We start from the raw sequence: 19,304 nt of genomic DNA, 5'->3' as shown, positions 1-19,304 counted from the left end.
ACAGCCTCCCCTTACTTGTAGCAGACGGTTTTCACTGCCTGGACGACTTCGTCGACATTCGGCAGCGCCAGCTTTTCGAGGTTTGCGGCGTAGGGCATCGGAACGTCCTTGCCGGCGATCGTCAGGACCGGTGCATCGAGGTAATCGAAGGCCTGCTGCATGACGCGGGTGGCGATTTCCGTGCCGACCGAGTTCTGCGGGTAGCCTTCCTCGACGGTGACGAGGCGGCCGGTCTTCTTGACGGATTCGATGACCGTCGGGAGGTCCATCGGGCGCAGCGTGCGCAGGTCGATCAGTTCGGCGTCGATGCCGATCTTCTCGAGCTCGGCAACAGCCTTGACCGCATAGGTCATGCCGATGCCGAAGGAGACGATGGTGACGTCCTTGCCCTGGCGGTGGATGCGCGCCTTGCCGATCGGCAGAACGAAATTGTCGAGCTTCGGCACGTCGAAGTGCTGACCGTAGAGAATTTCGTTTTCGAGGAAGACGACCGGGTTCGGATCGCGGATCGCAGCCTTGAGCAGGCCCTTGGCGTCAGCTGCCGTGTAGGGCATGACGACCTTGAGGCCAGGGATCTGGCTGTACCAGGATGCATAATCCTGGCTGTGCTGTGCGCCGACGCGGGCAGCTGCGCCGTTGGGGCCGCGGAAGACGATCGGAGCGCCCATCTGGCCGCCCGACATGTAAAGCGTCTTAGCAGCGGAGTTAATGATCTGGTCGATCGCCTGCATGGCGAAGTTGAAGGTCATGAACTCGACGATCGGCTTCAGGCCGGCCATGGCAGCGCCGACGCCGACGCCGGCAAAGCCGTGTTCGGTGATCGGGGTGTCGATGACGCGGCGTGCGCCGAACTCCTGCAGGAGACCCTGGGTGACCTTGTAGGCGCCCTGATATTCGGCAACCTCTTCGCCCATGACGAAGACGCTGTCGTCAGCGCGCATTTCTTCGGCCATCGCGTCACGCAGTGCTTCGCGAACGGTCATGGAGACCATTTCAGTGCCGGCCGGGATTTCCGGATCGTTCGGCACGGATGCCTTCGGCTCGGCCGGGACCGGAGCGGCAGACGACTTCTGTTCGGTTGCGGCAGGCGCCGGAGCAGCAGCGGCCGGAGCCGGCTCAGCAGCGGGGGCAGCCGACGAAATATCGGCAGCCGATTCGCCGTCCTGCAAGAGGATCGCGATCTTGGCGTTGACCTTGACGTTTTCGGTGCCGGCCGGGACCAGCAGCTTGCCGATCACGCCTTCATCGACGGCTTCGACTTCCATCGTCGCCTTGTCGGTTTCGATTTCGGCAATCACGTCACCCGAGGTGACCTTGTCGCCTTCATTCTTGAGCCACTTGGACAGCGTGCCTTCTTCCATCGTCGGAGAGAGGGCGGGCATGAGGATATCGATAGGCATTGGTTCCCTCCCCGATTAGAGCAGAATGTCGGTGTAGAGCTCGGATGCATCCGGCTCCGGATCGTTCTGGGCGAAATCGGCGCTATCGGCGACGATGTCGCGGACATCCTTGTCGATCGTCTTCAGATCGTCTTCGGAAGCCCAGCCCTTTTCGACGAGGCGAGCCTTGACCTGCTCGATCGGATCCTGCTCGGAGCGCATCTTCTGCACTTCTTCCTTGGTGCGATACTTCGCCGGGTCGGACATCGAGTGGCCGCGATAGCGATAGGTCAGCATTTCCAGGATGATTGGACCCTTGCCGGAGCGGCAGTGCTCGAGCGCCTCGTCTGCGGCAGCCTTGACGGCGCGCACATCCATGCCGTCCACCTGGACGCCCGGAATGCCGAAGCCCGAACCGCGCAGCGAGTAGTTCGACTGCGCCGTTGCGCGGGCCGTCGAAGTGCCCATGGCGTAACGGTTGTTTTCGACGATATAGATGATCGGCAGCTTCCAGAGCGCCGCCATGTTGAAGCTTTCGTAGACCTGGCCCTGGTTGGCAGCGCCGTCACCGAAATAGGCGACGCTGACCGAGTCGTTGCCGCGGTAGCGGTTGGCGAAAGCGAGGCCGGTGCCGAGCGACACCTGGGCGCCGACGATGCCGTGGCCGCCGTAAAAGTGCTTTTCCTTGGAGAACATGTGCATGGAGCCGCCCTTCCCGTGGGAATAGCCGCCCTTGCGTCCGGTCAGTTCCGCCATGACGCCGCGCGCACTCATGCCGGTTGCCAGCATGTGACCGTGGTCGCGGTAAGCCGTGATGACCTGGTCGCCTTCCTTCTGCGCCATCTGCATGCCGACGACGACAGCTTCCTGGCCGATATAAAGGTGACAGAAACCACCGATGAAGCCCATGCCGTAAAGCTGACCGGCCTTCTCTTCGAAGCGGCGGATCAGAAGCATCTCGCGATAGGCCTTGAGCTCCTCATCGCGCGTAAAATCGGCAACCGGACCACCGTTGGAGGCCTTGGCTGCGGATTTCGTGCTGGTTTTGCGGCTGGAAACGGTCGCGTTCTTGCGAGGCGCCATACAACCCTCCCTATGGGTTTGTCGTTCTTCGAGTGGCGCGTACCATAGGGAAGAAAGATGGCCACAGCAATGCCATAAATGCATGGCACGTATTCAGGATTAAGCCACTGATAATTCTATCGAATTATCGATTAACCAGTATTCGGTTAATTGGAATATGAATTGAATATGACGACCTCGTCGGCGCGTGACATATTCAGCTGGTAACGGGCTTTCTCGTCCAGCATATCCTTGTCGAGAGAGCCATCACTCAGCAGCGCGACCTGCTGCTCGATATGCTCGCGCTTAGCCTTCAGCGTCGCCAACTCCTTCTCGCGTGCAATGCGCCGCTGCTCGAAGACTTCCGTGGCACGCAGGCCGTAATCGCCATGGATGCAATGATAGCCGAAATAGGAGAGAAAGGCGACCGTCATGGCCGGAACCACGAACCGGCCGATCTTCTTTTTCTTATGATGCTTTGTCCACATACGCACACATGCTCTAAAACGCATTACCTATGCGAAGAGAGTAGCGCTCAGAGATTAACCGTCCGTTGACTATGAATTCTTGCGGGCAAGAAAAAACCCGCGCCGGTGAAGCGCGGGTTTCAAGGCATTGAGCTTTAAGGGCTATCAGCCGCGGATGATCGAGCGGCCGGCATAGCGGGCCTGCGGGCCGAGGCCCTCTTCGATACGGATCAGTTGGTTGTATTTTGCAAGACGATCAGAGCGCGACAGCGAGCCGGTCTTGATCTGACCGCAGTTGGTGGCAACTGCGAGATCGGCGATCGTGGAATCTTCGGTTTCGCCCGAACGGTGCGACATGACAGCGGTGTAGGCTGCCTTGTGCGCGGTGTTGACGGCGTCGAGCGTCTCGGTCAGCGAGCCGATCTGGTTGACCTTGACGAGGATCGAGTTGGCAACGCCCATCTTGATGCCATCGCGCAGGCGGGCCGAGTTGGTGACGAACAGATCGTCGCCGACCAGCTGAACCTTCTTTCCAGCGAGATCGGTCAGGGCCTTCCAGCCATCCCAATCGTCTTCAGCCATGCCGTCTTCGATCGAGATGATCGGGTACTGGGCGGCGAGCTGTGCGAGGTATTCGGCCATGGCACCCGATTCCAGCGTGCGTCCCTCGCCTTCGAGAACGTACTTGCCGTCCTTGAAGAATTCGGTCGCTGCGCAGTCGAGGCCGAGATAGATGTCTTCGCCCGGCTTGTAGCCAGCCTTTTCGATCGACTTCATGATGAAGTCGAGGGCCTCAGGGGCGCTCTTCAGGCCCGGTGCGAAACCGCCTTCGTCACCGACGTTGGTGTTGTGGCCCTGAGCCGACAGTTCCTTCTTGAGGACGTGGAAGACTTCCGAGCCCATGCGGACGGCTTCGCGGATCGAGTCGGCGCCAACCGGCAGGATCATGAATTCCTGGAAGTCGATCGGGTTGTCTGCATGTGCGCCGCCGTTGATGATGTTCATCATCGGAACCGGCAGCAGGTGAGCGGAAGCGCCACCGACGTAGCGGTAAAGCGGCAGGCCGGCGGCCTGAGCGGCAGCCTTGGCGACAGCGAGCGAAACGCCGAGGATGGCGTTGGCGCCGAGACGCGACTTGTTCGGCGTGCCATCCAGCTCGATCATGATGTTGTCGATCTGGATCTGGTTTTCGGCATCGATGCCGCCGATGGCATCGAAGATCTCGGTGTTGGCGGCTTCGACAGCCTTTTCGACACCCTTGCCGAGATAGCGCTTGCCGCCATCGCGAACTTCAACGGCTTCATGCGCGCCGGTCGAAGCGCCCGACGGAACAGCCGCACGGCCCATGCTGCCATCTTCGAGATAGACGTCGACTTCGACGGTGGGGTTGCCACGGCTATCGAGGATCTCGCGGGCGATGATATCGGTAATTGCAGTCATGGGTTTCTTCCTGCTCGGTGGGTGGATAAATCGTTTGAAATCGTCTTAATCGAAGGCACGCAGATTGCAATGGCGTTTTCACAGCCGTTTTTGAGCCGCCTAACATGCCTTCGTTTCAGGCCACCTGCGTGGCCTATTACAAGATCATGTCAGCCTTTTGAACGTCAGGCCGACTTTGCGATCGCATCGAAGGCCAGAAGCTTTTCGAGAAGCCGCGGCATGTCCTTCAGATAGACCATATTCGGGCCATCCGACGGCGCATTGTCAGGATCCTCATGCGTCTCGACGAAGACGCCGGCAACGCCGACGGCGACGGCCGCACGCGCCAAGGTCTCGACGAATTCGCGCTGGCCGCCACTCGATCCGCCCTGCCCGCCCGGCTGCTGCACCGAATGCGTGGCATCGAAGATCACAGGCGCGCCCATGGCCGCCATGATCGGCAGCGAGCGCATGTCGGAGACCAGCGTGTTGTAGCCGAAGGAAGCACCGCGCTCGCAGAGCAGGATGTTCGGGTTGCCCGTCTCATTGAGCTTGGCGAGAACGTTCTTCATGTCCCACGGAGCCAGGAACTGGCCCTTCTTGACGTTGACGGCGCGGCCGGTCTTGGCCGCAGCAACGAGAAGGTCGGTCTGGCGAGAGAGGAAGGCCGGGATCTGCAGGATGTCGACGACGGTTGCGACCTCTGCACACTGCTCCTCGGTATGAATGTCCGTCAGAACCGGGAAGCCGAATTCCTTCTTCAGATCAGAGAAGACTTCGAGCGACTTGTCGAGGCCGATGCCGCGCTGCGCCGAGAGCGAGGTGCGGTTGGCCTTGTCGAAGGAAGACTTGTAGACGAGGCCGATGCCGAGCTTCTTGCAGAGTTCGCTCAGAACACCGGCGATCATGAAGGCATGTTCGCGGCTTTCCATCTGACAGGGGCCAGCGATGATCGACAGCTTGCCGGCATTGGAAAAGGTAACGCGGCCAGCGCCTTCGCCGACGGCGACTTCTGCATTGGTGTTGCTCATTGGGTCTCCTCGAAGGCGAAGATCGCGCCTTGTCCCGGCGCCGGCTTCACCAATAGACGATTGTTCATATTCACGTAGGTGATCCCGTTAGCAGCCAAATGCGCCGCTGTCACGGCCAGATCAGCGACCGCAAAGACGATTGCCCGCGCCCGCAGGCCGTTATCGGTGCCAAGCGGCTCGACATCGAAATAGGCCTCCATCCCTTCTTCGGAATAGATGACGATCCGGACATTGCTGAGAGCGAAGGAAAGGCCGAAGGCGGCCTCACCGGGCGCCACGCCGCCGGTTGCCGTCTGCAACAGCGACGCGAAGGCATCGGGCTCCTCTGCGCTGAGCGCGATCTCGACGATGCCGAGAACGCCGTTGGCATGAGTCTCCAGCGCCTTGCGATCGGCCGGAAAGGCGTTGATCCGCTGGCAGGCGAAGAAGAAGACATCGGGCGCCCTCAGATCGGCGGCAAAGGCGAGCTTGAAGGCGCCGGTCGCCTGCGTTCCATCGGGCATGACGATCGGGCGCGAGAACTCCACCATGTCACCGCCGCTCAGCTGCGCGCCATCATAGGCGGCCCTGTCCGCATCGGCATCGTCAGTACCGAAGACGACCGCCGAGAATCCATCATCGCCGCAGCGGAAGCGGAAGGCCTGGTCGCGGGCGATAAAGCTGTTGCCCTTGGCGGCGGCGGCATCGCACTCCGTCTGGCTCGCGATGCCGAGCGGCTCAAGATAGGTCTTGTCGGCGAGGAAGACGCAGGCATTCTCCGTTCCGAATGGATGGCGGCCACTGGCAGCGACGGTGAAACCGAGACGGCCGAGTCGCTCGCGGGCGACATCGATATGGGTGACGGGCAGTACCAGATGATCGAGCGGATGCGTCATGGCGGTTCCCTCCGGTGAAGCCGGCAGAGATTTGCACGCCGCGCCGGGCAAAGCGCAAGCGCGGATAACCAATCCGGCAAAGAAACTTTCAAAAATGACGAAAAATGATGGGAAGTTTTACCAATATTTAGGCACTTGCGGAACACATATGGAACATATAGTGTCCGTTCTGGCTTTGTTTCACGAATCTGGGGAAAGACTTCGATGCTGACGCGCAAACAACAGGAGCTTCTCCTCTTCATTCACGAGCGGATGAAGGAGTCCGGCGTACCGCCGTCCTTCGACGAAATGAAGGATGCGCTCGACCTCGCCTCTAAGTCGGGCATTCATCGCCTGATCACAGCGCTCGAAGAGCGCGGCTTCATTCGCCGCCTACCGAACCGCGCCCGCGCACTGGAAGTCATCAAGCTGCCCGAGGCCTACAGCCCCAGCATCCAGCCGCGCCGCGGCTTCTCGCCAAGCGTCATCGAAGGCAGCCTCGGCAAGCCGCAGCCCGTCGCGCCGCCGAAGCCGGCGAACGAAGACAATAGCAGCTCGATCTCGGTTCCTGTCATGGGCCGCATCGCCGCCGGTGTGCCGATTTCCGCGATCCAGCAGAACACCCATGACATCACCGTTCCCGCCGACATGCTCGGAAACGGCGAGCACTACGCTCTTGAAGTCAAGGGCGACTCGATGATCGAGGCCGGCATTTTCGACGGCGACACGGTGATCATCCGCAATACCAATACCGCCAATGCCGGTGATATCGTCGTCGCCCTCGTCGACGATGAAGAAGCAACGCTGAAGCGCTTCCGCCGCAAGGGCGCATCGATCGCACTCGAAGCTGCCAACCCGGCTTACGAAACGCGTATCTTCGGGCCTGACCGCGTCAAGGTTCAGGGCAAGCTTGTCGGCCTTATCCGCCGCTATCACTGACGGCGATTTCATCACCGTCAAAAGTGCCGCTGCGCCAATCATAGGCGCGGTGGCGGGTCCAGGGGCGATCGAGATCCTCGAAGGATGCGGTGACTGCTGCAGCGCCTCCATCGAAGCGCAACTCGACAGAGCCTGTCTTTCTTAAAGTAGCGCCGGTAAAAAGCAGTGCGCCAGAGCGGCAGCTTTCGAGCCGCAGGCGCACCGGTGTGACGACGATATCGGATGCATCGCAGGCGGGGCCGAGGTAAGCGGCATTGTCGATGACCGTCAGCACCGAGCCGTTCTCCAGCTTTGCCGTGCACCAGGCTTTCTTTACGCAGGAAAACCGCTCTTCCCTGGCATTGGCCGCAATGGCGCTCTGCGCTTCCTGCTGTTGCGCTGATGTCAGCCTCAATCTTTCACCCGGCGGCGCGGTCGGGACCGATGTCGATGCCGATGCCGATGTGATAAAGATCGGCTCGCGATGGCTGTCCAGCACCAGAGCCCGTTTCCACTGATCGAAGATGAAACCCGGCGGGCGCTCGCGATTGGTAGCGATTGTGCTGGAACCGACGATCCCCGCCATGCTGCCGTCCTCAGCAATGACGATCTTCGGCGGCGGCTTCTCGGGAAGCATGACGACCACAAGCGTCGACAGGGCCATGATTGCCGTGCCGATATGCCTCAGCCGGGTGCGCAGCAGGGTCAGTAACAGGAAGCCCGCGACCGCGGCCGGGAAATACCAGGCAGGCAATCGGCCGACGCCGATATCACCTCCCCAGGACGAGACGGTCTTGGCGATCGCGATCACCAGATCGAGACCGAAGCCGACCACCTGCCAGGCCCAGGCATCCAGCCCGAACGGCATCAACAGCATTGCAAACAGCCCGGCCGGCATGATGACGAAGGAGATGACGGGCATGGCGGCGAGATTGGCAGGCAGGCCATAGGCCGTCAGCCGGTGAAAATGCTCGATCGAAAACAGCGCCGTCGAGAAACCGCCGATGACGGAGGTGAGCAGGATGCCGCCGAAGAAGCCGGCCGCCGATGACATGAGCCTGACGAGGCGCAATTTCGCAAAGGGCTTGTCGCGGGCCGGCCGCTCCTTCCAGAGCGCATAGCCGGCGACCAGCGCCAGCGTCGCGGCAAAGGACATCTGAAAGCTCGGCCCCATGATTTCTGAGGGCGAGATGGCGATGATGATCAGCGCCGAGAGCGCCACGTTGCGCAAACTGATCGACGGCCGGTCGAAGAACACCGCCGTCAGCATGATCGCCATCATGATGAAGGCGCGTTCGGCGGAAACCGCGAAGCCGGAAATCAGGAAATAGGCGGTGACGGCCGCAAGCGCTCCGGCAGCCGCGATCTTCTTGACCGGGTAGGCCTGGGCGACGGACGGAAACAGGCTGAGCAGCGTGCGGAACCCGACGAAGAAGATGCCGGCAGACAGCGCCATGTTGAGGCCCGATATGGCGATGATATGCGCGAGGCCTGATTGCCGGAGTGCCTCCGTAGTTTCTGCCGAAATCGCCCGCCGCTCGTCGGTCACGAGCGCGGCAGCGAAAGCGCCAGTATCGCCGGGCAAAATGCCCCTGATGCGATCGCCGATGCCGCTTCTCAACCGGTAGAGCCACTCGAAGGCGCTGTCGGTCAGCGAATGCTCGTCTGCGGCCCCCGGCCTCACCGCCGCCGGCGCCCCATAGAAAAACCCATTGGCGCCAACGCGATCGAAATAGGATGAGAACGAGAAGTCGTTGAGACCGGGGAGTGCCGGACCGGAGGGTGGCGTCAGCCGCGCCCTGCCCTTCACCCAGGTTCCCGTCTCGAACTCGGACTTGGCGCCGCGGGCGATGACAGTCACCCGGGCGGGCGGGCGTTTCACCACCGGGTTTTCGGTTGCGCGCAATGACAGCACGTAGCGCCAGCCGCCGCGGCCGTCGCTTTCCCGGCGCTCGACCCGTCCTGTGAGCGTCGTCGTCACGGCGGAATCAAGCAGGATGGTCTCGGCTCTCCACGTTTCGAATTGCGCAGTCGCGACGCCTGCCGCGACCAACGTCAATGCGGCGATCACGACGCGCATCCCCTCCCGCGCCCGATCGGTCACGATCATGAGAGTGAACAGCACCGCGATGAAGAAGAGCGGTATAATTGGCGAAACGCCATTGCCGGCCGCAAACCACGCCACGGCACCAAAGCCGAGCGCAACCGGCGCGAAGAGCATTCGGCCACCGTAGGCGAGCTCTTCGTCGGCGCATTTCGGGATGGCGCCTATCGCGCGCCTGAAGGATGATCGGAGTCGATAAGCGCTGAGCGTGGCCGGTGAGTGCCGCATCGGCACGGGCGAGAGGCCAGAATAGGCGCGCGCTGGCTCAAGATGCGGCAATTTGGCCGCATCCTCCGAAAGTTCCAGGCTGATCTCGCTGCTTTTCAACCCCGGCATGTAAAGAGCCTTGCGACCCATTAAAATACAACCAAGATGCAACCCTGCGCGCGTTTCAGCAACAATAATCGATTGAAAAAACGCAAAAAATCGTGAGTGCAAAAAGCCTAAATAAATCATCGGCTTCCGCTATGCGTTTACAGCATCGCAGGAGTGCCTAAAAGTTGATACTGCGATGCACAAAATGGCGTCACGGTAACTTGGCATTAGGCGCGCTATCATATAGCAATCTGAGCGGACGCTTAACCCTATGGCGCTTTTATGGCGCCGCCGCCAATTTGGAGGATCAGAATGACGGATCAAAGCGCAACAATCAAAATCGGCGACAAGTCCGCCAATCTTTCCGTAAAGAGCGGAACGATTGGGCCAGATGTCATCGATATCGGCGCACTCTACAAAAACACCGGCTCCTTCACGTACGATCCTGGTTTCACCTCGACCGCATCCTGTGAATCGAAGATCACCTACATCGATGGCGATGAGGGCGTTCTCTTGCACCGCGGCTATCCGATCGAGCAGCTGGCCGAGCACGGCGACTTCCTGGAAGTCTGCTATCTCCTGCTTTACGGCGAACTGCCGACGGCAGCTCAGAAGAAGGACTTCGACCACCGCGTGACGCACCACACGATGGTGCACGAACAGATGAGCCGCTTCTTCACCGGCTTCCGCCGTGATGCGCATCCGATGGCCGTCATGTGCGGCTGTGTCGGCGCCCTGTCGGCCTTCTACCACGACTCGACCGACATCACCGATCCGCACCAGCGCATGGTCGCTTCGCTGCGCATGATCGCCAAGATGCCGACGCTGGCCGCAATGGCCTACAAGTACCACATCGGCCAGCCCTTCGTTTACCCGAAGAACGACCTCGATTACGCGTCGAACTTCCTGCGCATGTGCTTTGCCGTTCCCTGCGAAGAGTACACGGTCAATCCGGTTCTCTCCCGCGCCATGGACCGTATCTTCATCCTGCATGCGGACCACGAGCAGAACGCTTCGACCTCGACCGTTCGTCTCGCCGGCTCTTCGGGTGCAAACCCGTTCGCCTGCATCGCGGCCGGCATTGCCTGCCTCTGGGGCCCTGCTCACGGCGGCGCCAACGAAGCAGCGCTCAACATGCTGTCGGAGATCGGCTCCGTCGATCGTATCCCCGAATATGTCGCACGCGCCAAGGACAAGAACGATCCGTTCCGCCTGATGGGCTTTGGTCACCGCGTCTACAAGAACTACGATCCGCGCGCCAAGATCATGCAGAAGACGACGCATGAAGTTCTCGGCGAACTCGGCATCAAGGACGATCCGCTTCTCGAAGTGGCGATGGAACTTGAGCGCATCGCGCTCACCGACGAGTATTTCATCGAGAAGAAGCTCTACCCGAACATCGACTTCTACTCGGGTATCACGCTGAAGGCGCTCGGCTTCCCCACGACCATGTTCACCGTTCTGTTCGCTCTCGCCCGCACCGTCGGCTGGATCGCTCAGTGGAACGAAATGATCGAGGATCCGCAGCAGCGCATCGGCCGCCCGCGCCAACTCTATATCGGTGAAGCACAGCGCGATTACGTTCCGGTTTCCAAGCGCTAAGCGCCCGGACAATCCGAAAACAAAAAACCCGGTCAGCGATGACCGGGTTTTTTCTTGTCCAGAACGTCGAGAACGATCTCCGCCGCCTTCTCTCCGGGTGGCTTTTCCGTCTGCATGCGTTGCCAGACGAGATCGTAGCCTTCCAGCATGGTGCGCCGCTGCGCGGTATCGCCGGACAGCCGCTCCATCCAGCGGGCAAGCGCTCCGCCACGGACGCTGTCGTTGAAATATTCGGGTACCACGGCGTAATCGGCAATCAGGTTCGGGATCGCCGCCGTCCAGGTCTTGATGCGCGAGGTCATCAGCGAGATGATCCAGTCGGTCTTGTAGGTCGAGACCGTCGGCACGCCTGCGAGCGCGAGCTCGAGGATCACCGTTCCGGAGGCGGCCAGCGCCGCATCCGCCTCGCCAAAAGCGCGCCACTTGGCATCGCTGCCGATCAGGATCTCGGGCTGCACTTTCCACTGCGATACCAGCTCGCGCACCAGCGCCTCGCGGCGGCTCACCGTGGGCATGACGAAGCGGATGTCGCCATTGCGCGCCAGGAGATCGTCTGCCGCATCCTCGAAGAAGGGCATCAGCTTGGATATCTCGGTCGAGCGCGAGCCCGGCAGCAGCATGATCGTCTTGCGCTGATCCGGCGAGATGGCTCGGGCCGCGCGGCTGCTTCGGGCAGCCAGCAGATTTGCGTCCGCAGTCAGCCTGTGTCCGACATAGGTCGTCGGCGGGCCACCGAGGCGCTGCATGACTTCGGGCTCGAAAGGCAGAACGGCGAGCACATGATCGACGTAGCCGAGCATGCGCTGGGCGCGGTATTCCTTCCAGGCCCAGACGCTCGGACAGACGTAGTTGACGACCGGCAGATCAGGCAGCGCCGTGCGCACGCGCTTGGCAACGCGATGAGTGAAATCGGGGCTGTCTATGATGATCAGGATGTCGGGCTTGGCGGCAATCAGCGCCGCCGTCGTCTGGCGGATCAGCCTGTAGAGCGTCGGAAGCTTGGCGAGCACCTGACTGATGCCCATGATCGACAGTTCGGAATAGTCGAACAGCGATTTGAGGCCCTGCGCTTCGAGCGCCTCTCCGCCGACGCCGACGAGCTCGACGGGGCCGTCATGGATGCGCTTCAGGGCAGCAATCAGATCGCCGCCCAGCAGATCGCCGGATACTTCGCCGGCAATGATGCCGATCTTCAAATTGCGGCTCATGCGAGCCCCCAGGACGGCAGGCCGCGATCCAGTCCAGTGACAAACAGGCCGGATGCATTGGCAGCAGCGATCAGCGCTTCGCGTTCCAGCACCAGTGCCCTGCCCGCCTCGACGGCGATCCCCGCCAAACCGGCCTTTCTGGCATTTTCAACAGTCGACGGCCCGATCGAGGGCAGATCGGCGCGCAGGTCCTGCTGCGGCTTGCAGAGCTTGACGAGGACGCCCTTGCGGCGGGCGGAAATGCGACCTGCTGTGCGCAACGAGGCGACACGCTCCAGCATGCCGTCGGTGCCTTCGGGGCCTTCGAGCGCAACAACGCGGCCGCCGACGGAAACGGCGCCCTGTCCGACATCGAGCAGCCCCAAGGCATTTGCTGCCTCGGCCGCCTTCAGGATATCGGTGATATCGTCCTTGTCTGGTGCGACCACACCGACCGGCCCCACCGAGGCCAGCAGATCAGGTGCGATCTCCTGGGCGCCGATGACGCGGCGGCCATCAGTTTCGATAAGCTTGATGACCATTTGCAGCACGGTGTCATCGCCGCCAGAGAGCAGCGTCCGTATGACCGAGGGTACCTTGCCGACGGTCTTCCAGCTGGGTCGTATCTCACGCCATTCCGGGCGGCGGCGCACCCCTCCGGACATGACGACGCGGCGGATGTCATTCTTGCTGAAAATGCCTTCGAGCGCTGCGAAATCGGCGACGCCGATGACGGCGTGGTCGTAGTCCTGCCAGGAGCGGTCGAGCTCGCCCTTCAGGGAGATGATGAAAGGTTCATCGCCGGCGGCGCGGGCGGCCTCGGCGACATAAGCCGGCAAAAGGCCGTTCCCGGCGATGATCGCCAGACGGCCCTTTGCAGTGTCACCAGCCAGAGACACGCTCAGCCTTTCTGTCCCCGCGTCGGCGAAGACAGCGCCCGGTCGCTTTCAGCAGCGATGAAATCGAGGATCTCGACCACCTGCGGGCAATCGGCATATTCGGCGCGGATTGCGGCAGCATTGTCGCGTACCGAATTGGCACCTTCGAAGATTGCCTTGTAGGCACGGCGAACGATGTGGATGACGGCGCGGTCGATGCCTGCACGGGTCATGCCGACAACGTTGAGGCCACCGAGAAGGCCCGGATTGCCGTTCAGCATGCCGTAGGGAATGACGTCGTAGCTGACGGCGGACAGACCGCCGACGAAAGCCTGGCGGCCGACGCGGGTGAACTGATGGACCGCACAGCCGCCGCCGAGAATGACGCGATCCTCGATCGTGACGTGGCCGGCCAGCATGACGTTGTTCGACATGATGACGTTGTTGCCGACGCGGCAATCATGCGCCACATGCGAATTGGCGAGGAAGAGATTGTTGTTGCCGACGATCGTCTTGCCGCCGAAATCCGACGTGCCGGTGTTGATCGTCACGCCTTCGCGCATCGTGCAGTTTTCGCCGATGGTCAAGGTCGTCTCTTCGCCGGCGTGATGGACGCTCTGCGGATCGCCGCCGATCACGGCCATCGGGAAGACCTTCGAGCCCTTGCCGAGCTCGGTGCGGCCGGTCACGATCGAATGCGGATGCAGATGCACGTCATCATGAAGCGTCACCTTCGGCCCAACATAGGCGAAGGGGCCGATCGTCACGTTCTCGCCGATGACGGCGCCGTCTTCGACGACGGCCATCGGGTGAATACGTGCGCTGGCAGCAACCGTGCTCATGCCTGGTCCTTACGCAGGATCATCGCGCCGATATCGGCTTCCGCCGCAAGGTTGCCATCAACCTTGGCGTCGCAATGGAACTTCCAGATATTGCCGCGCTGCTTCAGCTTCTTGACGTGGAATTCGACGCGGTCGCCCGGGATAACCGGCTTGCGGAAACGGGCATTGTCGATCGTCATGAAGTAGACGAGGTTGCCGTTCGAGCCGTCCTTGCGGGCGCAGATAGCACCAGCCGTCTGCGCCATGCCCTCGATCAGGAGCACGCCAGGCATGATCGGCGATTCCGGAAAATGGCCGGTGAACTGCGGCTCGTTGGCGGTGACGTTCTTGATACCGATCGCAGAATCGTCGCCGTCGATCTCGATGATCTTGTCGACCATCAGGAACGGATAGCGATGCGGCAGGAGCTTCATGATCTCGATGATGTCAGCCGACGAAAGAGAAGCCTTTGCTTCTTCAGTCATTCCTTGTCTCCCGTTTTACTCGCCCGCGCACCGGAGCGTATCATTATTTCCGCGGACTCGCGCAGGAAATCCTTGATCGGACGCGCCGGGATGCCGCCATAGCGCTCGCCTGCAGGAATGCTCTGCACGACGCCACTCTTGGCGGCGATCTGCACGCCGCTGCCAATGGTGATATGGCCGTTGAGGCCCGCCTGACCACCGATCTGCACGCCGTCGCCGATCACCGTACTGCCGGCAATGCCGACCTGAGAGACGATGGCGCAATGGCGGCCGATCTTCACGTTATGGCCGATCTGCACCTGGTTATCGATCTTGGTGCCTTCGCCGATCACCGTATCGTCCATGGTGCCGCGATCGATCGTCGCGTTGGCGCCGATCTCGACATTGTCCTGGATGATGACGCGGCCGATCTGAACGATCTTGATCATGCCGCGCGGTCCCGGCGCATAGCCGAAGCCATCCTGGCCGATACGGGCACCATTATGGATGATCACGTGATTGCCGAGGAAGGCACAGAGAACGCTGGCGCCGCTCGCGATCGAGCAGTTCCGGCCGATCTTGACGCCCTGCCCGATGATCGCGCCTGCGCCGATGCGCGTGCCAGTGCCGATCTCGACATTGGCACCGATGATCGCGAGAGGCTCAACGACGACTCCGGCTTCCAGCTTGGCAGTCGGATCGATGACGGCGCCGGTACCAACAGTCGCGTCGTCCGACATGGCCGGAAGCGGCTGCAGGGCCGACGGATGAAGGTAGCCGCCCGCCATGGCGAAAGCCGCATGCGGGTTTTTCGATATGAGAGCCGGGATATGCGGCGGGATCGCCGACAGCAGCGCGGGATCGCACAGCACGGCGGATGCCTCGCAGGTCTCAAGCTCAGCTTTGCTCTTCCGCGAGATCACATAGCAAAGGTCACCCGCCTGGGCCCGGTTGACCGGAGCCACAGAGCGAATGATCACATCTGCCTTTGATGAATCGGGAAGTTCTGCCCCGAGATATTGGGCGAGCTCAGAGAGCGTCACCCCATCCCGAGGCTTGAAGAACGAATTTTGCTCCATCGGCAATGCTCCAGAACGGAATTCCAGTATGGTTCCGGACTGCCGATATCAGAATTGGTTGTTGATGCCAAACTTGAAGTACTGCGTCTTGTCGTAGTCCTTCTTGAGTACCGGCATCGCGTAGTCGACGCGGAGAGCGCCGAACGGAGACTGCCAGATCAAGCCAAGACCGACGGATGCGCGAAGCGCTGCATCTTCACCATTGACCGTTTCAGGGCTGGTGACCTTCACGTCGTTGCCGAACAGCGTGCCCGCATCGGCGAAGACGGCACCACGCAGACCGAAGTCACGCGGGAAGCCAGGCATCGGGAACGATGCTTCAGCCGAAACCGTGAAGTAGGTCGTGCCACCGAGCGGATCATCCGGACCATTGCCGACGCGCGGGCCGATACCCTTGTTTTCGAAGCCACGGATATCGCTGTTACCCAGCGTGAACTGGTCGAAGATGTTCAGGTCCTTGCCGAGGCCGACGACATAACCAGCACCAGCAGAGAGCGAGCCGATGATGTCGGCGTCGTCAGCGAGCAGGTGATAGTAGCGGGCCTTACCGTAGACCTTGTAGAATTGCGAGTCGCCGCCGAGGCCTGCGATTTCGTTGGTCAGGGTGGCGTAGATACCTTCACGCGGCAACGTCATGTCGTCGAGCGTGTTGTATGTGAAGGTCTGCGAGACCGACGACTTGATCCACGGACCGTTGTTGACGAGATCCTGATACGGCGTCGACAGATCGCTCAGATCACTACCGCTGGAGTCATAGTCCATACGCTTGAAGTTATAACGGAAGGTCGAAGCCAGATCTTCGGTGATCGGCGCAGTTGCGCGCAGAACCAGGCTGTCTTCCGTGTAGTCGTAGTTGTCGTTGCTCGAGGTTTCGCTGTGGTTCAGGTCGAAACCGGTCGCCAGGCGATAGCCGAGGAAGTAGGGCTCGGTAAAGCTCAGGCCGTAGCTCTGCGAACCTTCGAGACCACCACCGGCCGAAACCTTGATGTACTGGCCGCGGCCGAGGAAGTTCTTTTCTTCGATCGAGGCTTCGAGGATGAGGCCGTCGCCACCAGCAGCGTAGCCGGCGCCGATACCGAACGAACCGGTCGACTGATCCTGGACATCAACGACAACGACGACGCGGTCCGGAGCGCTGCCCGGCTGCGTGCTGATGTTGACCGACGAGAAGAAGCCGAGAGCTTCGAGGCGGCGCTTCGCCTTGGTGATCATCTGCTGATTGAATGCGTCGCCTTCGGAGACGTCGAATTCGCGGCGGATGACGTAGTCACGCGTGCGGCTGTTGCCGCGGATTTCGATGCGCTCGATGTAAGCGCGCTCGCCCTGGTCGACGAGGTATTCGACGCCGATCGTGTTGTTGCCGAGGTCGCGGTTGCCGCGCGGCGTGACACGGGCGAACGGATAGCCTGCCGAAGCAACCTGATCGGAGATCGCTTCCATGGACTGCTGAACGCTCTTGGCGCTGTAGACTTCGCCTTCATGCGTCTTGACGAGGCCCTGCAGCTGCTCGCCGCTGACGCCATCGACGGTCGACTGAACGGTGACCGCGCCGAAGTTGTAGCGCGGGCCTTCCTCGATATTGAAGGTCAGCGTGTACTTGTTCGTGGTTTCGTCGAACTGGGCGTCGGACGAGACGATCTTGAAGTCGGCATAGCCGCGGTTGAAGTAGAACTGGCGCAGCGCTTCTTCGTCGGCGCGCAGCTTGTCTTCGTTGTAAACGTCCTTGCGCGTCAGGAACGACAGGAAGTTCGAGCGCTTCGTCTGAATGACGGCAGCGAGGCGGCCGGCGCTGTAGGCATTGTTGCCTACGAAATTGATGGCGGCGATCTTGGTGCGATCGCCTTCGTCGATCACGAAGGCAAGGTTCACGCGGCCTTCGCCGAGCGGAACGACCTGCGTCGTGACATTGACTTCGCTACGGCCGGTGGCGGCGTAGGCTTCCTTGATGGCGGCGATGTCGGCCTGGATCTGCGCATCGTTGTACGGGCCAGAGGCGTGCGTACCAACGACGGACGCCAGCTTGTCGTCCTTGACCTTGCGGTTGCCGTTGAAGACGACCTGGTTGACCAGCTGCGCTTCCTGGACCTGCACGACGAGCGTACCGCCGGAGACGGAGATCTTCACGTCGGAGAAGTAACCGGTGCCGTAGAGCTGCTTCACCGAGTCATCGATATCGGTGTTCGAGAAGCTCTTGCCCGGCTGAATGGTGAGGTTGGAACGCACAGCCTCCGCACCGACGCGGCTTGCCCCGCGTACATCGATGCGCTGAATGACTGCGGCTTCAGCCGCACTCGCAGAGACGATTGTAATGACACCTGCGCCCGAAGCCACAACACTTGCAGACAGCGCAACCGCCGATACTGCGTTCAAAAATCTTGAACCAGCCTTCATTTCACCCATTACCTTTTTTCTCGTCCCCGTCGCCGGGATAACCCCGATTCCGGCCACGTGTGTCGTTTTACCCGCTTTTGACATACAAGCAAGGTAGCAAGTTAATTTCTGTTTACTTCATTTCGAAGCGTGACCCATTCGCCACTACAGCTTTGAAACATCGTAAATAAACGGTAATTTTCCCTCGCCAGACGCCCTTATCCAATGAGCGCGCTTATGTCATTCCAAGTAGCAAAAACCATTAGCGAGAGCACCATAGCCAGACCAATGCGAAATGCAATTTCCTGAGCCGATGAACCCAAAGGTTTTCCCCTCACGGCTTCAATCGCATAGAACATCAGATGCCCGCCATCAAGTACCGGGACGGGCATGAGGTTAAGCAATCCAATAGAGACCGACAATACCGCTGCCAGTTGCAGCACCGCGGCAACACCAAGCGTCGCCATCTGACCGGATGCCTGCGCAACGCGGATCGGTCCGCCGAGCTGGTCCGGCTTCATGTATCCGGCAAAGAGATTGCCGATATATTTGAAGGTGCCAGTGACGATATGCCAGGTCTGGACCGTGCCTTCCTGGAGCGCCTGGACCGGCGTGTAGGTCTGGATCCGGAAATGGCCGACTTCCTGGTTGGTGACGATGCCGATCAGGCCGATCTCGATCTTGTTGCCGAACTGGTCGGTCATATCGGTGCGCTTCGGCACCATCGGCAGATCCATCTTCTCGCCGTTGCGTTCGATGCTGACGACGATCTTCTGCTCGGGACGAATGCTGACATAGCGGCGGACATCGTCGAAGGTCTCGACCTTGCCGCCATCGATCGCGATCAGCAGGTCGCCCGGAAGAATGCCGGCCTCCGCCGCAGCGCTCTCGGGCTTAACCTCAGCGACGACAGGATCAGCGACAGAGCGGCCGTAGATCGAAAACAAAACAGTGAAGATGGCGATTGCCAGAATGAAATTGGCAATCGGACCGGCCGCTACCGTCGCCGCCCGCTTCCAGAGCTTGGCGCCGGCAAACGAGCGAGCCCGGTCCTCGTCGGACATTGCGTCGAGAACGCTGGTATCCGGCTTGCTCGATGCATCCTCGTCCCCGAAGAATCGCACATAGCCGCCGAGCGGGATGGCGGAAATCTTCCAGCGCGTGCCGTGGCGGTCGCTGAATCCGATGATTTCGGGGCCGAAGCCGACGGAAAAGGCCAGAATGCGGATGCCGCTCCAGCGGCCAACGAGATAGTGGCCCATCTCATGCACGAAAACGAGCAGTGAGAGCACCAATACAAAGGGGATAATATATCCCGTCAGGAAGCCGAATATACCGGTCAAGCCTTCCATAA

At 60.8% G+C, this 19,304-nt stretch carries 16 protein-coding genes; 2 read left to right on the top strand and 14 right to left on the bottom strand.

Annotated elements, in window-relative coordinates; genetic code table 11:
- Positions 1–11: 11 nt before the first annotated feature.
- The 6 genes from ACQZ5H_RS05400 to ACQZ5H_RS05375 form a co-directional block, all read right to left on the bottom strand.
- Positions 12–1,400 (bottom strand): pyruvate dehydrogenase complex E1 component subunit beta, encoded by a 1,389-nt coding sequence (locus tag ACQZ5H_RS05400; protein ID WP_130278383.1) that lies wholly within the window; start codon positions 1,398–1,400, stop codon positions 12–14.
- A gap of 15 nt (positions 1,401–1,415) precedes the next feature.
- Positions 1,416–2,462 (bottom strand): pyruvate dehydrogenase (acetyl-transferring) E1 component subunit alpha, encoded by a 1,047-nt coding sequence (gene pdhA / locus ACQZ5H_RS05395; protein ID WP_112711759.1) that lies wholly within the window; start codon positions 2,460–2,462, stop codon positions 1,416–1,418.
- A 146-nt stretch (positions 2,463–2,608) separates the two neighbouring features.
- Complete coding sequence (locus ACQZ5H_RS05390; RefSeq protein WP_112518610.1) at positions 2,609–2,929, bottom strand: FtsB family cell division protein; 321 nt, start codon at positions 2,927–2,929, stop codon at positions 2,609–2,611.
- Positions 2,930–3,073: 144 nt separating this feature from the next.
- Entirely contained in the window at positions 3,074–4,348 is a 1,275-nt protein-coding gene (eno, locus tag ACQZ5H_RS05385) for a phosphopyruvate hydratase (protein ID WP_112711757.1), read from the bottom strand.
- 164 nt (positions 4,349–4,512) lie between these two features.
- Positions 4,513–5,358, bottom strand: a complete 846-nt coding sequence (gene kdsA / locus ACQZ5H_RS05380) for a 3-deoxy-8-phosphooctulonate synthase (RefSeq protein WP_112711755.1) — start codon at positions 5,356–5,358, stop codon at positions 4,513–4,515.
- Positions 5,355–6,233, bottom strand: coding sequence for a VOC family protein (locus ACQZ5H_RS05375; protein ID WP_449096937.1), 879 nt, complete (start codon positions 6,231–6,233; stop codon positions 5,355–5,357). The genes kdsA and ACQZ5H_RS05375 overlap by 4 nt, the downstream gene beginning before the upstream one ends.
- Positions 6,234–6,437: 204 nt before the next feature.
- Between ACQZ5H_RS05375 and lexA the strand changes: the two genes are divergently transcribed.
- Entirely contained in the window at positions 6,438–7,151 is a 714-nt protein-coding gene (gene lexA, locus ACQZ5H_RS05370; protein WP_112711751.1) for a transcriptional repressor LexA, read from the top strand.
- On the opposite strand, the gene ACQZ5H_RS05365 is transcribed toward lexA, so the two are convergent.
- Entirely contained in the window at positions 7,132–9,591 is a 2,460-nt protein-coding gene (locus tag ACQZ5H_RS05365) for a ComEC/Rec2 family competence protein (protein ID WP_449096936.1), read from the bottom strand. The genes lexA and ACQZ5H_RS05365 overlap by 20 nt on opposite strands.
- 270 nt (positions 9,592–9,861) lie before the next feature.
- Between ACQZ5H_RS05365 and gltA the strand changes: the two genes are divergently transcribed.
- Positions 9,862–11,151 carry a citrate synthase gene (gene gltA, locus ACQZ5H_RS05360; protein WP_112711747.1) on the top strand — a complete coding sequence of 430 codons (1,290 nt, stop codon included), beginning with the start codon at positions 9,862–9,864 and terminating at the stop codon, positions 11,149–11,151.
- A gap of 32 nt (positions 11,152–11,183) precedes the next feature.
- Here the strand turns inward: gltA and lpxB are convergent, their stop codons facing one another.
- From lpxB to rseP, 7 genes are all read right to left on the bottom strand, one after another.
- Positions 11,184–12,359: a lipid-A-disaccharide synthase gene (gene lpxB / locus ACQZ5H_RS05355; RefSeq protein ID WP_449096935.1), complete on the bottom strand. Its 1,176-nt coding sequence runs from the start codon at positions 12,357–12,359 to the stop codon at positions 11,184–11,186.
- Positions 12,356–13,237: an LpxI family protein gene (locus ACQZ5H_RS05350; RefSeq protein WP_449096934.1), complete on the bottom strand. Its 882-nt coding sequence runs from the start codon at positions 13,235–13,237 to the stop codon at positions 12,356–12,358. The genes lpxB and ACQZ5H_RS05350 overlap by 4 nt, the downstream gene beginning before the upstream one ends.
- Before the next feature lie 2 nt (positions 13,238–13,239).
- On the bottom strand, positions 13,240–14,058 hold the full coding sequence (gene lpxA / locus ACQZ5H_RS05345) for an acyl-ACP--UDP-N-acetylglucosamine O-acyltransferase (RefSeq protein ID WP_112711741.1): 819 nt from the start codon (positions 14,056–14,058) through the stop codon (positions 13,240–13,242).
- Complete coding sequence (fabZ, locus tag ACQZ5H_RS05340; protein WP_112711739.1) at positions 14,055–14,522, bottom strand: 3-hydroxyacyl-ACP dehydratase FabZ; 468 nt, start codon at positions 14,520–14,522, stop codon at positions 14,055–14,057. The genes lpxA and fabZ overlap by 4 nt, the downstream gene beginning before the upstream one ends.
- Positions 14,519–15,580: a UDP-3-O-(3-hydroxymyristoyl)glucosamine N-acyltransferase gene (gene lpxD, locus ACQZ5H_RS05335; RefSeq protein ID WP_449096933.1), complete on the bottom strand. Its 1,062-nt coding sequence runs from the start codon at positions 15,578–15,580 to the stop codon at positions 14,519–14,521. The genes fabZ and lpxD overlap by 4 nt, the downstream gene beginning before the upstream one ends.
- Positions 15,581–15,628: 48 nt before the next feature.
- Positions 15,629–17,971 (bottom strand): outer membrane protein assembly factor BamA, encoded by a 2,343-nt coding sequence (gene bamA / locus ACQZ5H_RS05330; protein ID WP_203429986.1) that lies wholly within the window; start codon positions 17,969–17,971, stop codon positions 15,629–15,631.
- A 197-nt stretch (positions 17,972–18,168) separates the two neighbouring features.
- Complete coding sequence (gene rseP, locus ACQZ5H_RS05325) at positions 18,169–19,302, bottom strand: RIP metalloprotease RseP (RefSeq protein ID WP_112711735.1); 1,134 nt, start codon at positions 19,300–19,302, stop codon at positions 18,169–18,171.
- Between the last annotated feature and the right edge of the window lie 2 nt (positions 19,303–19,304).

Source organism: Rhizobium sp. 21-4511-3d, from assembly GCF_053522545.1.
This window is presented reverse-complemented; position numbering and strand designations above follow the sequence as displayed.

Excerpts from the sequence above, each read along its gene's own strand:
- ACQZ5H_RS05375 (WP_449096937.1), bottom strand. The coding sequence starts at position 6,233 with ATGACGCATCCGCTCGATCATCTGGTACTGCCCGTCACCCATATCGAT.
- eno (WP_112711757.1), bottom strand. The coding sequence starts at position 4,348 with ATGACTGCAATTACCGATATCATCGCCCGCGAGATCCTCGATAGCCGT.
- ACQZ5H_RS05400 (WP_130278383.1), bottom strand. The coding sequence starts at position 1,400 with ATGCCTATCGATATCCTCATGCCCGCCCTCTCTCCGACGATGGAAGAA.
- rseP (WP_112711735.1), bottom strand. The coding sequence starts at position 19,302 with ATGGAAGGCTTGACCGGTATATTCGGCTTCCTGACGGGATATATTATC.
- lexA (WP_112711751.1), top strand. The coding sequence starts at position 6,438 with ATGCTGACGCGCAAACAACAGGAGCTTCTCCTCTTCATTCACGAGCGG.
- bamA (WP_203429986.1), bottom strand. The coding sequence starts at position 17,971 with ATGAAGGCTGGTTCAAGATTTTTGAACGCAGTATCGGCGGTTGCGCTG.
- gltA (WP_112711747.1), top strand. The coding sequence starts at position 9,862 with ATGACGGATCAAAGCGCAACAATCAAAATCGGCGACAAGTCCGCCAAT.
- fabZ (WP_112711739.1), bottom strand. The coding sequence starts at position 14,522 with ATGACTGAAGAAGCAAAGGCTTCTCTTTCGTCGGCTGACATCATCGAG.
- lpxB (WP_449096935.1), bottom strand. The coding sequence starts at position 12,359 with ATGAGCCGCAATTTGAAGATCGGCATCATTGCCGGCGAAGTATCCGGC.
- pdhA (WP_112711759.1), bottom strand. The coding sequence starts at position 2,462 with ATGGCGCCTCGCAAGAACGCGACCGTTTCCAGCCGCAAAACCAGCACG.
- lpxA (WP_112711741.1), bottom strand. The coding sequence starts at position 14,058 with ATGAGCACGGTTGCTGCCAGCGCACGTATTCACCCGATGGCCGTCGTC.
- ACQZ5H_RS05365 (WP_449096936.1), bottom strand. The coding sequence starts at position 9,591 with ATGGGTCGCAAGGCTCTTTACATGCCGGGGTTGAAAAGCAGCGAGATC.
- lpxD (WP_449096933.1), bottom strand. The coding sequence starts at position 15,580 with ATGGAGCAAAATTCGTTCTTCAAGCCTCGGGATGGGGTGACGCTCTCT.
- kdsA (WP_112711755.1), bottom strand. The coding sequence starts at position 5,358 with ATGAGCAACACCAATGCAGAAGTCGCCGTCGGCGAAGGCGCTGGCCGC.
- ACQZ5H_RS05390 (WP_112518610.1), bottom strand. The coding sequence starts at position 2,929 with ATGTGGACAAAGCATCATAAGAAAAAGAAGATCGGCCGGTTCGTGGTT.